The organism is Bradyrhizobium sp. (genome assembly GCF_017881085.1).
Classification (GTDB): Bacteria; Pseudomonadota; Alphaproteobacteria; order Rhizobiales; family Xanthobacteraceae; genus Bradyrhizobium.
This window is the reverse complement of the sequence record NZ_JADGRI010000010.1, coordinates 1-14,479: the sequence shown is the minus strand read 5'-3', so window position 1 is coordinate 14,479 and position 14,479 is coordinate 1. Positions and strand designations below refer to the sequence as shown.

Sequence of the window (14,479 nt, the reverse complement as noted above, 5' to 3'; positions counted from 1 at the left end):
TCACTCGCAGACCGAGACGCGGCGGATCCGCCAGCCGTAGCGTGTCTTCACGCGCTGCCGAACCGCGTAGCAAACGCCCTCGTCGCCGTAATAGGGCCAGTATCCGCCATAGCCGTAATAGGGGTAACCGAAACCGAACCCAAATCCGCCGCCGCGAAAGCCGCCGCCCCGGAAACCACCGCCGCGAAAGCCACCGCCACCGAAACCACGACCCCCGCCGCCGAAACCGTGACCTCCGCCACCACCGCCGCGGGCGAGCGCCGAGGTCGTGGATGCTCCCAACAACAGCGCCGATCCGCCGATCAGGCTGAGGCCGTACATGCACAGCAACGTCATGACGGCCAGGCTGCGCGTCAGGACATGGCGGAAGCGGGTTCGGTTGTGGGCCATTGAGGTTCTCCCGGAGAGGTTCTCCCCGACCGTTGCCCGTTGATATACGGGCAACCGTTCCTGTCGGCAACGTAGGTTCGAGTCTCGCTTGCGGTCAAGTCACCTCGCCGTCAACGCGCGAAACATCCGGAAACAACGCCGGGCCCGCGCTTCCGGCTGGTTTGGCCATGCAAGCCATTGTAGAAGCAAAAAGCCCGCGAACGTCAGGACGATTGACCCACTGCGCTGCCCTGCCCCGTTTCATCGAAGCCCGAGAACAGCATGCATTCCGTATTCGAGACCGCGCCTGCCGCAACAACCATTCCCATCCGTTTCGCGACCAAGGCGACGTGGGAGGCGATCTGCGCCGGCCTTCCCGGCGAGGCCCGGCAATTCGCGCTGGCCAATGGTTTTGCGGCCAAGCCCGGATCATGTCTCGCGCTGCCCGCCGCCGACGGCAGGATCGCGCAAATCGTGTTCGGCCTGGACGACGAGACCGCAAGCTATCGCGACCTGTTCAGGCCGGGCCTGTTGCCGGGCCTGCTGCCATCAGGCATCTATCGCTTTGCCAACGCGCCGCACGATACCCGCCTTGCGACGCTGGCCTTCGCGCTCGGCAGCTATCGTTTCGGCCGCTACCGCAAGGCGGATGTGCCGGACGTCCGGCTGGTGCCGCCGGATGGCGTCGACATTGCCGCCATCACGCGCATCACCGAGGCGGCCACGCTTGCCCGCGACCTCATCAACACGCCGTCGAACGACATGGGCCCGGAAGAGCTGGCGCTGGCGGCGCAATATCTCGCCGAACGCTTCGGCGCCAGCTTCAACTGCATCGTCGGCGAGGAACTGACGCGACAGAATTTTCCGCTGATTCATGCGGTGGGCATGGCGTCATCGCGTGCGCCGCGGCTGATCGATCTCGGCTGGGGCGATCCTTCTCACCCCAAGGTAACGCTGGTCGGCAAGGGCGTCTGCTTCGATACCGGCGGGCTCGACCTGAAACCGTCGGCGGGCATGCTGATCATGAAAAAGGACATGGGCGGGGCGGCCAACGTGCTGGCGCTGGCGCAGATGGTGATGGATGCCAAGCTCAGGGTTCGTCTGCGGGTACTGATCCCGGCGGTCGAGAACGCGGTCTCCGGCAACGCCTTCCGCCCGCTCGACATCTTCCCCTCGCGCAAGGGGATCACGGTGGAGATCGGCAATACCGACGCCGAAGGCCGGCTGGTGCTGGCGGACGCGCTGGCACTGGCGGACGAGGAAAAGCCCGATCTCTTGATCGATATGGGCACCCTGACGGGCGCGGCGCGGGTGGCGCTGGGGCCGGATCTACCGCCCTTTTACACCAACGATGAGACGCTGGCGCAGGACGTGGCGCGCTGCGCCAAAGAGGAGAACGATCCGTTGTGGCGATTGCCGCTGTGGCCCCCTTACGACAGCTGGCTCGATTCCAAAGTCGCCAATGTCAACAATGCGCCGGGCGGCGCCTTTGCCGGCTCGATCACCTGCGCGCTGTTCCTGCAGCGTTTTGTCGAGGCCGCGAAAAGCTGGCTGCACGTCGACATCTATGGCTGGACACCCACGGCCAAACCGGGACGTCCGGAAGGCGGCGAATGCCAGGCCGCGCGCGCGATCTTCAAGCTGCTCGGGGAACGCTATGGATGATCCGCGCCTGACGCCGGCGCGGCCGGAGCTTGCCGCGAAATATCTCGAGGGCAAGGTCAAGGCTCGGCGTTTCGTCGAGGGCGAGGAGTTCGAAATATCCGAGGTCATCGCGCCGCTGCGCGAGGGACCCTCGACCGAGGCCATGCTGGCGACGCAGGCGCTCAAGGGGGAGCGCGTCACCATCTATGATTACAATGGCGAAGGGTTTGCCTGGGGCCAATTGAACGGCGACGGCTATGTCGGCTGGCTTCCCGACCGTGCGCTGGCAAAGCCCAGTGGGAAGCCGACGCACAAGGTCACGGCGATCAGGACCTTTGCCTTTCCCGGTCCCTCCATCAAACTGCCGCCAGCCGAGACGCTGGTGATGGGCGCTTTGGTCTCGGTGGTCCGCGAAGACGGCCCGTTCGCCGTGACGCGCGAGGGCTGGCACCTGCCGCGCCAGCATGTCGGCCACATCGACGATTATGTGGAGGATTTTGTCGCCATCGCCGAACGCTTCGTCGGCACGCCCTATCTGTGGGGCGGCAAGAGCAGTCTCGGGATCGATTGTTCCGGACTTGTGCAGATTTCGCTGAACGCCGCCGGCACCGGCTGCCCGCGCGACAGCGACATGCAGCAGGACGGTCTCGGCCGACTATTGGGGCTGGCGGAATCCAGCAAACCGCAGCGCGGCGACCTGATGTTCTGGAAAGGCCATGTCGCGATCGTGCGCGATGCCGACCACATCGTCCACGCCAACGCCCATCACATGGCGACCGTGATCGAAAACACCCGCGACGCCATCGCCCGCATCAAGGCCGCCGGCAGCGAGATATCAGCGATCAAGCGGCTGGGATAGCGTCCAATAGCTACATGGTTCGAGACGCGCGGCGTTGCCGCGCTCCTCACCATGAGGGTCTCTGACCTCATCCTGAGGAGCATCGCGAAGCGATGCGTCTCGAAGGATGAAGCCGCCGCACCTGAAGATACTTCGCTATTCCGCCACCGCGCCGCCCGGCGCCGCCTCGATCCGGAACGCGGCGGCGAACAGCGCGCGGGTGTAGTCGGACTTCGGGTTCTTGAACAATTCCGCCGCCGGCCCCTCCTCCACCACCTTGCCGAGCCGCATCACGATCAGATGGCTCGCCAACGAGGCGACCACGCGCAGGTCGTGCGAGATGAACATGTAGGTCAGATCGCGCTTCCGCTGCAATTCGCGCAGGAGATCGACCATCTGCGCCTGGAACAGCATGTCGAGCGCGCTGGTCGGCTCGTCCAGCACGACGAAATTCGGCTCCAGCACCACCGCACGCGCGATCGAGATGCGCTGGCGCTGGCCGCCGGAGAATTCATGCGGATAGCGGAAGCGCGTCGCCGGATCCATGCCGACGTCGTTCAGCGCCTTGATCACCCGCGCCTCGCGCTCCTCGCGCGACAACGAAGGCTGATGCACGCTGAGACCTTCGGCGACGATGTCGCCAACCGACATGCGTGGGCTTAGCGCGCCGAACGGATCCTGAAACACGATCTGCATGTCGCGGCGGAACGGCCGCATCGCCTTGAAGCGCAGGCCCTGGATGTCCTTGCCCAAGAACACGATCGGCCCGTCGGAGGAAATCAGCCGCAACAGTGCCAGCCCCAGCGTGGTCTTGCCGGAGCCGGATTCGCCGACCACGCCCAGCGTCTCGCCCTTGCGCACCGAGAGCGTGACGCCATCGACCGCTTTGATATGCCCGACGGTCGAGCGCAGCAGGCCGCGCTTGACCGGAAACCACACTTTCAGATCGCGCGAGGACATCACGACCGGCGAGTCCGGCCGCGGCGGCGCCGGATCGGGTTTTGGTTCGGCCGCGAGCAAGGCCTTTGTGTAGGGATGCTTCGGCGCGGTGAAAACCTGCTCCACCGGCCCCTGCTCGACGATCTTGCCGCCGTTCATGACGCAGACCACATCCGCAATGCGGCGCACGATGCCGAGATCATGGGTGATGAAGAGCAGGCTCATGCCGAGGCGGGTGCGGATTTCCGCCAGCAGCGCCAGGATCTGCGCCTGCACGGTGACGTCGAGCGCGGTGGTCGGCTCGTCGGCGATCAGCAGATCGGGCTCGTTGGCGAGCGCCATCGCGATCATGACGCGCTGGCGCTGGCCGCCGGACAATTGATGCGGATAGCTCGCGAGCCGCGTTTCCGGTTCGGGAATGCCCACCTGCGTCAAGAGCTCAAGCGTCCGCGCCCGCGCCTTGGGGCCGCTCATCGGCTGGTGGAGCTGCAGGATCTCGACGATCTGGGACTCGATCGTATGCAGCGGATTGAGCGACGTCATCGGCTCCTGGAAGATGATCGAAATGTCGTTGCCGCGAATGCCGCGGATGTCATTCTCCGACAGCCCCAGCAGCTCCCTGCCCTTGAAGCGGATGCTGCCGGAGGGATGCGACGCGGTCGGATACGGCAACAGCTTCAGGATCGACAAGGCGCTGACGGATTTGCCGGAGCCGGATTCCCCGACCAGCGCCACGCACTCGCCGCGCTTGATCTCATAGGAAATATGATCGACCGCGATCGAGGTGCCGCTCGGCTGGTGAAACGCCACCGACAGATCGCGGACATCGAGCAGGGGCTGGTTGATGGCGTCCATGCGGGCCTTACCTGAACGTCTTGCGCGGATCGAACGCGTCGCGCACGGCTTCGCCGATGAAAATCAGGAGCGACAGCATGATCGCGACCGCGAAGAAGCCGGTGAAGCCGAGCCACGGCGCCTGCACATTGGCCTTGCCCTGCGACAGCAATTCGCCGAGCGAGGGCGAGCCGGGCGGCAGGCCGAAGCCGAGGAAGTCGAGCGCGGTCAGCGTCATCACCGAGGAAGACACGATGAAGGGAAGGAAGGTCATGGTCGCGACCATGGCGTTCGGCAACAGATGCCGGAACATGATGGTGGCATTGGAGACGCCGAGCGCGCGGGCCGCCATGATGTATTCGAAATTACGCCCGCGCAAGAATTCCGCGCGCACCAGGCCGACCAGCGACACCCAGGAGAACAGCAGGAGGATGCCGAGCAGGATGAAGAAGCCCGGCGGCAGCACCGCCGAGATGATGAGCAGCAAATAGAGCGAGGGGATGGCGTTCCAGATTTCAATGATGCGCTGGAACAGAAGATCGGTCCAGCCGCCGAAATAGCCCTGCACGCCGCCGGCGGCGACGCCGATGATCGACGAAAAAAAGGTGAGCGTGAGGCCGAACAGCACAGAAATACGAAAGCCGTAGATCAGGCGTGCGACCACGTCGCGGCCCTGATCGTCCGTGCCGAGCCAGTTGTATTCGAGGTCGCGGCAGCTGTTCAGGTGCTTCTTGACGACCACGCTCCTGCATTCGTCTTCCGTCAGCATCCACGTCGGCTTCGATGGCGCGGGCGTCGGCAGGTCCAGATTATGCGTGTCGTAGGAATAGCGGATCAGCGGCCAGACGATGGTGCCGTTCTTGTCCTTGATCAATTTCTGCAAGTAGGGATCGCGATAGTCGGCGGCGGTCTCGAAGTCGCCGCCGAACGCGGTCTCCGAATAGGTGACGAAGGCCGGCCAGTACAGATGGCCGTCGAACTTGATCAGGAACGGGCGATCATTGGCGATCAGTTCGGCGAACAGCGAGACGAAGAACAGGATCATGAAGATCCAGAACGACCAGTAACCGCGGCGGTTCGACTTGAAATTCAGCCAGCGCCGGCGGTTGAGCGGCGACGGCGAGAAGCGGCGGCGCGTCATCGGCACGGCCTCGCCGAGCGGGGTCTGCGTGGTGGTCTCGACCGGCGGCGGCGCGAGGATCGTCATCAGACCTCCCGCGCTTCGAAATCGATCCGCGGATCGATCCACATGTAGGCGAGATCGGAGATCAGATTGACCACGAGGCCGACCAGCGAGAAGATGAACAGCGTCCCGAATACAACCGGGTAGTCGCGGTTCAGCACGCTCTCGAAGCCGAGCAGGCCGAGCCCATCCAGCGAGAAGATGGTTTCGATCAACAGCGAGCCGGAGAAAAAGGCGTGAATGAACGCGCCGGGAAAGCCGGCAATCACGATCAGCATGGCGTTGCGGAAGATGTGATTGTAAAGCACCTGGGTCTCGCTGCAACCCTTGGCGCGCGCGGTCATCACATATTGCTTGCGGATTTCATCGAGGAACGAATTCTTGGTCAACAGCGTCATGGTGGCGAACGCCCCCAGCGCCATCGAGATCAAGGGCAGCGTGATGTGCCAGAAATAATCGATGATCTTCCAGTACCAGGGAAATTGCGACCAGCCGTCTGACGTCAATCCGCGCAGCGGGAAAATATTCAGGAACGAGCCGCCGGCGAACAGGATGATCAGGAGGATCGCGAACAGAAAGCCGGGGATCGCGAAACCCACGATCACCACTGCCGAGGTCCAGGTGTCGAACTTCGAGCCGTCCTTGACCGCCTTGCGAATGCCGAGCGGGATCGAGATCAGGTAGGTCAGAAGCGTCATCCAGATCCCGAGCGACATCGAGACCGGCAGCTTCTCCTTGACCAGCTGCAGCACACTGACGTCGCGGAAATAGCTCTTGCCGAAATCGAACCGCGCAAAATTCCACACCATCATCGCGAAGCGCTCCGGTGCCGGCTTGTCGAAGCCGAACTGCTTTTCCAGGCTCTTGATGAAATCGGGATCCAGTCCCTGCGCGCCGCGGTATTTCGAGCTGACCGCGTCTGCGGACGTGCCGACCTGGGCGCGCGCGCCGAAATCGCCGCCGCCTCCCGAAATCCGCGACGAGCCTCCGGTGTCGGCGCCGGAAAGCTGCGCAATCACGCGCTCCACCGGCCCGCCCGGCGCGAACTGCACTACGATGAATGATATGAACAGGATCCCCAACAGCGTGGGGATCATCAAGAGAATGCGGCGGGCGATATAGGCGCTCATGAATTATTTCGCCTGCTCGAGCTTCGCGGCCTTGGCGGCGTCATACCACCAATTGTCAGGCGCCCCGACGCCCTGAGCATATCTCGGCGGCTTTTCCGGGTGGCTGAACTGGTCCCAATAGGCGATCGGGTGCGTGGACCGGTACCACTGAGGCACCCAATAGCGGCCAGCCCGAAATACCCGGTCGAGCGCCCGGCAGGCGATGGTCAAATCCGCCCGCGTTTCGGCGCTGATGGCCTTTTCAATCAGCGTGTCGATCGCAGGATTGGCAACCCCCGCCAGGTTATGGGAACCTTTGGTGGCGGCCGCCTGGGACGAAAAATACGGCCGCAGGCTGTCGCCGGGCGTCGCCGACATGCTCATGCGTTCGGTCGTCACGTCGAAATCAAACGCTTCCACGCGGGCGCGGTATTGCACGGCGTCAATCAGCCGGATACCGGCCTCGATACCGAGCTGGCCGAGATTCTTGATGAAGGTCGCATGATGCGGCTGAAAGGTCGGCTCGTCGAGCAGAAATTCAACCGTGAAAACCTCGCCATTCGGCAATAGCCGCTTGCCGTCCTTGATGACGCAGCCGGCATCCTGCAACAATTGCGAGGCCCTGCGCAGCAGCGTCCGGTCCTGGCCCGATCCGTCCGACACCGGCGGCACGAAGGGCGCGCCGAACACGTCCTCCGGCACCTGTCCGCGGAACGGCTCGAGCAGCTTCAACTCTTCCGGCGACGGCGGTCCCTCTGCCACCATGTCCGAATTCTGAAACGGCGAACAGGTACGCGCATAGGCGCCATACATCACGGTCTTGTTGGTCCACTCGAAATCGAACGCGCAGCCCAAGGCTTCGCGCACGCGCGGGTCCTTGAACTTGTCGCGCCGGGTATTGAAGAACCAGCCCTGTCCGCCGGACGGCGTTTGGTCCGGCAAGGTCTCGCGCTTGACCCGGCCGTCCTTGACGGCCGCGAAGTCGTAGCGCGTGGCCCAGATGCGCGCGGTGAACTCCTCGCGGAAGAGATAGCTCCTGCCCGAAAAACCCTCGAACGCTACATCGCGGTCGCGATAGAACTCGTAACGCACGAAGTCGAAATTGTAGCTGCCGCGGTTGACGGGAAGCTCGGCCGCCCACCAGTCCTTGACCCGCTCATATTCGACGTAACGGTTGACCTCGTACTTGCCGACCCGGTACGGGCCCGACCCGAGCGGCGCATCGAGGCTCGACTCATCGAACGGCCGCGTCGCGTACCAGGCTTTGGAGAAGATCGGCAAGCCCGCGACATAGAGCGGCACGTCGCGGGCGTGCTTTTCCGCGAGCGTGACAACCACGGTCGTATCGTCAAGCGCTTCCGCTTTCACCAGGTCGCGCAACTGAACCACGATCAGCGGGTGGCCTTTTTCCTTCAGCACGGTCAGCGAGAAGGCGACGTCATGGGCGGTGAGCTTCGAGCCGTCGTGGAATCGTGCCTCCGGCCGCATCGAAAAGCGGTAGCTGAGCTTGTCGGGTGAAATCCGCACGGATTCTGCCGCAAGGCCGTACATCGCATCGGGTTCGTCGGTCGCGCGAGCCATCAGGCTCACGAACGTCATGTCCATTCCCTGCGCGCCTTCACCCTTCAGGATATAGGCGTTGAACGAATTGAACGTATAAAATGACTGATTGTTGGCGCGCTGCGACGGAATCAGGGAGAACAAGCCTCCCTTCGGCGCAGCGACGTTGACATAGTCGAAATGCTGGAAGTCGGCCGGATATTTCAGGTCGCCGAACACCGACATGCCGTGCGCCTCGGTGCCAAAGTCGGCCGCCCTCGCCCGGCCCAGCAGCGGTGCGCTCAACGCGCCGACACCGAGACCTAGCGCATCCCGGCGGGAGAACAGCGCCATGCGTGAAGACTTCCTCAAGATCGCTTGCCGATCCGGGCAGCCTTGTCGGCATCGAACCACCACAAGGACGGCAGGCCGGAACGGCCATATTTCGGCAGCGGCTCGGCGTGGCTGAAGCGGTCCCAGCGCGCGTAACGTGAGAATGGATAGGTGTACTGCGGCACGACGTAGAAATTCCACAGCAGTACGCGGTCGAGCGCCTTGGTCGCGGCCAAAAGGCCGGCGCGATCCTTGGCGAAGATCACCTTTTCGATCAGCGCGTCGACGGCCGGGTTCTTGATGCCGACGGTATTCCTCGATCCGGGTTGATCCGCGCTCTGCGATCCCCAGAATTCCCGCTGCTCATTGCCGGGCGACAGCGATTCTCCCCACTGGTCGATAATCATGTCGAAATCGAAGGCGCGCAGCCGGTTCTGATATTGCGCATCATCGACGATGCGTACCGAGGCCGTCACCCCGATGCGTTCCAGGGAAGGCTTGTAGAAAAGCGCAATGCGCTCGGCGGACGGATCCTGAACCAGGATTTCGACGGTCACCGGCTTACCCGCTGCGTCCACCAGCTTGTGGTCGCGTATCTCGCAACCGGCTTCCTTCAGCAGCTTCATGCTCTCCCGCAAATTCGTCCGCACGGCCTCTGAATTGCCGCCGACCGGATTGGTGTAGGGCGCGGTGAATACTTCCGCCGGCACCTTGTCGCGCACGGTCTCGAGAATCTGAAGTTCCTGCCCCTCGGGCAGACCCGACGACGCAAGCTCCGTTCCGTCGAAGTAGCTGTTGATGCGCTTGTACTGTCCATAAAACAGCTGCTTGTTCATCTCCTCGAAATCGAAGGCGTAGTTGAAGGCCCGACGCAGCCGCGCGTCCTTGAACTGGTCGCGGCGCAGATTGAGGGCGAAAGCCTGCATCCGGCCGGAATCGTTGACCGGAAATTCTTCCTTCACCACGCGCTTTTCCGTGACTGCCGGAAAGTCGTAAGCCGTGGCCCATTGCTTTGCCGAATTCTCGGAGATCCAGTCAGCCTGATCGGCCTTGAACGCTTCCAGCGCCACCAAATTGTCGCGGAAAAACTCAAACCGCAATTCGTCGAAATTATTCTGGCCGATCTGCGTCGGCTGGCTCGCGCCCCAATAATCCTTGACGCGCTCCAGCCTAACCGACCGCCCGGCGACGAATTCCTTGATGCGGTAGGGGCCGGAACCCAGTGGCGGCTCCAGCGTGGTCGCGGAAACGTCGCGCTTGCGCCCCTGGCTGTCGGAGCCTTCCCAATAGTGCTTCGGCAATACCGGCATCTCGCCGACGATGGTCGGCAGCTCGCGATTCCCAGGGGCGTCGAAGCTGAATTTGATATCACGATCGCCGTTCTTTTCGACCTTCACGACATGGCGATAATAGGAGGCATAAAACGGACTTTGCTTCTTCAGCACCTCGATCGAGAAGATCACGTCCTCCGGGGTCACTGGCTTGCCGTCGTGCCAGCGAGCCTCCTTGCGAAGACGATAGATCACCCAGGCGAAGTCATCGGGATGCGCGGCGCCCTCGGCGAGCAAACCATACTCGGTGGCAACCTCGTCCTGTGAACGGGTCATCAATGTTTCGTAGATCATGGTGGCGGCCGGCGCGATGGAGCCCTTCACGCCCATGACGGCCATATTGAAATTATCGAAGGTGCCGATCGATATCATGCGGGCGACGCCGCCCTTGGGGGCATCCGGATTGATGTAATCGAAACGCTTGAAGTCGGCCGGGTATTTGATGTCGCCGAACAGCGATAGCGCGTGCCGCCAGGCCGGTTCGCCCGCTGCCGACTGCGCCGCGGCGGAGCTGACCACCGGGAGGACGGTTGCGGCTCCCAAGGCGGGGGCTACGGCGGCAAAAGCTCCACTCTGCAGAAGATGTCGTCGGGTAATGGCCAAAGATGAATTCCTGTCGCTTGCGAAACATTACCCCTTAGATGCGCAATATAAGGCAAGGTTTCGACCGATTATGTTGCTTTTTCCTCATGATACTAGCTTGTGAAGGGCCCGGCTGCGGCGAAACGTCCCGATAATCCACGCGTCCGGCAATCGGGGGAACCGGTCTTCCTCCGGCCACGGGCCGACCACTATCGACCTTGCTCCAAACGATCCCATGCGTTGGCGGATCATGCGTCGGAGACCGGATAGCAAAACGGCCGGGCGAAGGGCCCGGCCACGTGCGAGGAATTTATTCGGAAGCCTGGACCGCCGTTACTTCGACGCGGTCGGCAGCGGAACCGGGCTGTCCGCCAGCGTGTGCAGATAATCGATCACGTCGGCGCGCTCGCTGTCCTTGGGAATACCGGCGAAGCCCATCGCGGTGCCGGGAACGAAGCCCTTGGGATTGGCGATGAAATGGTTGAGGTCGTCATAGGTCCAGTTCCCGCCCTTGGCCTTCATGGCGGCGGAATAGTTGAAGCCGGGCTCGGAGGCGCGGGCGCGGCCAACGACGCCGTACAGGTTCGGACCCACCTTGTTGGGGCCGCCTTTATTGAAATCATGGCAGGCGCCGCATTTCTTCGCCGAAGCTGCGCCCTTCTCGACGGAGGCGGTCTGCAATAGCTTCTCGATCGGCTCGGACTGCGCGGCTGCGGCTTCCTTGCCGCCGGCGGCTTCGCCTTCCACCTTCGCGACGATGGCGTAGCCCGGTTTCCCCGGCAGCTGCGGCGCGAACAGCGCCCCGGCGGTGAAGCTCGTCACCAGCAGAATGAGGCAGGTGGCCAGGATGGCACCGAGAATTTTATTGATTTCGAAGGAGTCCATTTTCGGATCAGGCTCCAGGCCGGAAATGTCGACTAGGCCGGAGAGAAACGGCCGCGGATGCATCAGGAATCAGGCTTTCGCACCGCATCCCGAGCCACGATCAGATATCGGTTTGCCCGTGCTCTGGCAACCCGTATAAATGCAAGAGCTTTCGACCCATCCCCATCATTTCCGGCCTGTTATCAACCGGGTCCAGACCTCACCCCGATGACCGAAACCCGCGCTTTGGTGCTGATTCCCGCCCGCATGGCGGCCACCCGCCTGCCCGGCAAGCCGCTATTGGACATCGCCGGCCTGCCGATGATCGTCCATGTGCTGCGCCGGGCCGAGGCCGCTGGAATCGGCCGCGTGGCGGTCGCCACCGACACGAAGGAGATCGCCGCCGTGGTCACCGCCCATGGCGGCGAAGCCGTCATGACGCGCGCCGACCACCCTTCCGGCTCGGACCGGATCTACGAGGCGCTGTGCAAGCTCGATCCCCGCCGCGAGGCCGACATCGTCGTCAACCTGCAGGGCGACTTTCCGACCATCCGCACCGACAACATCAGCGATGTGCTCGGGCCGCTGTCCGACCCCGCGGTCGATATCGCGACGCTGGCCGCGGAAATTCACACCGAGGAAGAGAGCCTGAATCCGAACGTAGTGAAGGCGGTCGGCTCGCCGCTCGGCCCGCGGCGGTTGCGCGCGCTTTATTTCACCCGCGCCACGGCGCCCTGGGGCGACGGGCCGCGCTACCATCACATCGGCCTGTACGCCTATCGCAGGGCGGCGCTGGAGCGTTTTGTGGCGCTGCCGCCCTCTGCGCTGGAACAACAGGAAAAACTCGAGCAACTCCGGGCGCTGGAGGCGGGCATGCGGATCGACATCAGCATCGTGGATGCCGTGCCGCGCGGCGTCGACACGCCGGCCGACCTCGAAACCGTCCGCCAGATACTGGCAAAAGCCTAGCCGCCTGATACAAGGCGCCATGACCAAAAAGCTGAAAATCGCATTCCAGGGCGAGCCGGGCGCGAATTCCCATATCGCCATCGCCGAGGCCTATCCAGCCGCCGAGCCGCTTCCCTGCGCGACCTTCGAGGACGCGCTGGCCGCGATCTCGTCGGGGGAAGCCGACCTCGGCATGATTCCGATCGAGAACTCGGTCGCCGGCCGCGTCGCCGACATCCACCATCTCTTGCCGCAATCCGGCCTGTTCATCGTCGGCGAATATTTCCTGCCGATCCATCACCAGTTGATGGCGCCGCGCGGCGCCAGGCTGGCCGACATCAAGACCGTGGAAAGCCACGTCCACGCGCTCGGGCAGTGCCGCCGCATCATCCGGGAACGCCACATCCGGCCGATCGTGTCGGGCGATACGGCCGGAGCGGCGCGCCTGATAGCCGAACGCGGCGACAAGAGCTGTGCCGCGATCGCCTCGCGCCTGGCGGCCGACATCTACGGCCTCGATATCCTGGCCGAGGATGTCGAGGACGAAACCCACAACACCACGCGCTTCGTGGTGCTGGCGCGCGAAGCGAAGTGGGCCGCGCAGGGCTCGGGGGCGCTGGTCACCTCGTTCGTGTTCCGGGTGCGCAACCTGCCTGCCGCGCTCTACAAGGCGATGGGCGGCTTCGCCACCAACGGCGTCAACATGACCAAGCTGGAAAGCTACATGGTCGACGGCAATTTCTTCGCGACGCAATTCTATGCCGATGTCGACGGCCATCCCGAGGACCGCAATCTCGCGTTTGCGCTGGAGGAATTGAAATTCTTCTCGCGCGAATTCCGCATCGTCGGTGTCTATCCGGGCCATCCGTTCCGCGCGACGTTCAGCGAGAAGGCGGAATAGATTCTTGGCGTCGTCCCGGCGAACTCCGGGCCCCATAATCACCGGCCTGCGTAGTAAAAGAAGGCGACAACCACCGCACTTAACAACATGAGCCGCGGCGTATGGGTCCCGGCTCAAGGCCGGGACGACGAGGTTTTACGCCGCCGCTTTCTTTCCCAGCCCGAAAGCATCCGCCAGCAGTGAATAGGATTTCTTGCGGGCCTCGTGATCGTAGACGGCGGTGATGATCATCAACTCGTCGGCCCCGCTTGCCGTGATCATCGGCTGCAGCTCTTGCATCACCGTCGCCGGACTGCCGACGAACAGCCGAGAGCGATTGCGCGCGATCGAGGCGCGCTCAGAGTCGGTGTAGGGATAGGCCAGCGCCTCCTCGACGCTCGGCAGTGGCGAATACTGGCCGCGATCGCGGCGCAGGCGATTGAGATCCATCGACGACGCCAGCCGCTCGGCTTCCGCGTCGGTTTCGGCCGCGACCACGGCAACCGCCAGAATGCCGTGCGGCGTCGCGCGCCAGGCGGACGGCTTGAAATGCGCCCTGTAGTTCGTCATGGCCTCGATCGCGTCATAGCTGGCAAAATGATGCGCGAAGGCAAAGCCCATGCCCACTTGGGCCGCCAGTTCCGAGCTGTAGTCGCTGGAGCCGAGCAGCCAGATCGGCGGCAGCGGCGAATCGTCGGGCATCGCCACCACATTGTTGTAGGGATGGCCGGGCGGAAAATCGCGGGTCTCCCACAGGATCAATTCGTGCAGCCGCTCGAGAAAATCGTCGCCCTCGCGGCGGTCGAGCCGGCTGCGCAGCGCATGCGCGGTGGCGCCATCGGTGCCCGGCGCGCGGCCGAGGCCCAGATCAATCCGGCCGGGAAACAGCGCCTCCAGCATCTTGAAGCGCTCGGCGATCACCAGCGGCGCATGGTTGGGCAGCATCACGCCGCCGGAGCCGACCCGGATGTTCTTGGTGACGGCGGCGATCTGCCCGATCATCAGGTCGGGCGCCGGGCTCGCGACCGACGCCAGATTGTGGTGTTCGGCCAGCCAGTAACGGACATAGCCCAGCGCGTCGGCGTG

Annotated in this window: 12 protein-coding genes; 4 read left to right on the top strand and 8 right to left on the bottom strand. The window is 63.5% G+C overall.

The features are described from left to right. A complete protein-coding gene (locus QZ213_RS02120) occupies window positions 1-390 on the bottom strand; it encodes a hypothetical protein (protein ID WP_365884933.1) in 390 nt (129 codons plus the stop codon). 261 nt (window positions 391-651) lie between these two features. On the opposite strand from QZ213_RS02120, the gene QZ213_RS02115 reads away from it, so the two are divergent. After that, window positions 652-2,034 (top strand): leucyl aminopeptidase family protein, encoded by a 1,383-nt coding sequence (locus QZ213_RS02115; RefSeq protein ID WP_291684390.1) that lies wholly within the window; start codon window positions 652-654, stop codon window positions 2,032-2,034. Continuing rightward, the gene (locus QZ213_RS02110) at window positions 2,027-2,872 is read left to right on the top strand and encodes an NlpC/P60 family protein (protein ID WP_291684389.1); all 846 of its coding nucleotides are present in this window, start codon (window positions 2,027-2,029) and stop codon (window positions 2,870-2,872) included. The genes QZ213_RS02115 and QZ213_RS02110 overlap by 8 nt, the downstream gene beginning before the upstream one ends. 135 nt (window positions 2,873-3,007) lie before the next feature. On the opposite strand, the gene QZ213_RS02105 is transcribed toward QZ213_RS02110, so the two are convergent. From QZ213_RS02105 to QZ213_RS02080, 6 genes are all read right to left on the bottom strand, one after another. Then, window positions 3,008-4,645 carry an ABC transporter ATP-binding protein gene (locus QZ213_RS02105; protein ID WP_291684388.1) on the bottom strand — a complete coding sequence of 546 codons (1,638 nt, stop codon included), beginning with the start codon at window positions 4,643-4,645 and terminating at the stop codon, window positions 3,008-3,010. Window positions 4,646-4,652: 7 nt separating this feature from the next. Further along, window positions 4,653-5,831, bottom strand: a complete 1,179-nt coding sequence (locus QZ213_RS02100; RefSeq protein WP_291684387.1) for an ABC transporter permease — start codon at window positions 5,829-5,831, stop codon at window positions 4,653-4,655. Next, a complete protein-coding gene (locus QZ213_RS02095) occupies window positions 5,831-6,937 on the bottom strand; it encodes a microcin C ABC transporter permease YejB (protein WP_291684386.1) in 1,107 nt (368 codons plus the stop codon). The genes QZ213_RS02100 and QZ213_RS02095 overlap by 1 nt, the downstream gene beginning before the upstream one ends. A 3-nt stretch (window positions 6,938-6,940) precedes the next feature. After that, the gene (locus QZ213_RS02090) at window positions 6,941-8,809 is read right to left on the bottom strand and encodes an extracellular solute-binding protein (protein ID WP_291684385.1); all 1,869 of its coding nucleotides are present in this window, start codon (window positions 8,807-8,809) and stop codon (window positions 6,941-6,943) included. A 14-nt stretch (window positions 8,810-8,823) separates the two neighbouring features. Continuing rightward, window positions 8,824-10,722, bottom strand: coding sequence for an extracellular solute-binding protein (locus QZ213_RS02085; RefSeq protein ID WP_291684384.1), 1,899 nt, complete (start codon window positions 10,720-10,722; stop codon window positions 8,824-8,826). A gap of 312 nt (window positions 10,723-11,034) precedes the next feature. Then, window positions 11,035-11,586: a cytochrome c family protein gene (locus QZ213_RS02080; RefSeq protein ID WP_291684383.1), complete on the bottom strand. Its 552-nt coding sequence runs from the start codon at window positions 11,584-11,586 to the stop codon at window positions 11,035-11,037. A 207-nt stretch (window positions 11,587-11,793) separates the two neighbouring features. On the opposite strand from QZ213_RS02080, the gene QZ213_RS02075 reads away from it, so the two are divergent. Both QZ213_RS02075 and QZ213_RS02070 read left to right on the top strand, forming a co-directional pair. Further along, window positions 11,794-12,534 carry a 3-deoxy-manno-octulosonate cytidylyltransferase gene (locus QZ213_RS02075; RefSeq protein WP_291684382.1) on the top strand — a complete coding sequence of 247 codons (741 nt, stop codon included), beginning with the start codon at window positions 11,794-11,796 and terminating at the stop codon, window positions 12,532-12,534. A gap of 19 nt (window positions 12,535-12,553) precedes the next feature. After that, a complete protein-coding gene (locus QZ213_RS02070; RefSeq protein WP_291684381.1) occupies window positions 12,554-13,414 on the top strand; it encodes a prephenate dehydratase in 861 nt (286 codons plus the stop codon). Window positions 13,415-13,549: 135 nt separating this feature from the next. Here QZ213_RS02070 and QZ213_RS02065 read toward each other — a convergent pair whose 3' ends face one another. Then, the gene (locus QZ213_RS02065) at window positions 13,550-14,467 is read right to left on the bottom strand and encodes an LLM class flavin-dependent oxidoreductase (RefSeq protein WP_291684411.1); all 918 of its coding nucleotides are present in this window, start codon (window positions 14,465-14,467) and stop codon (window positions 13,550-13,552) included. Window positions 14,468-14,479 lie beyond the last annotated feature (12 nt).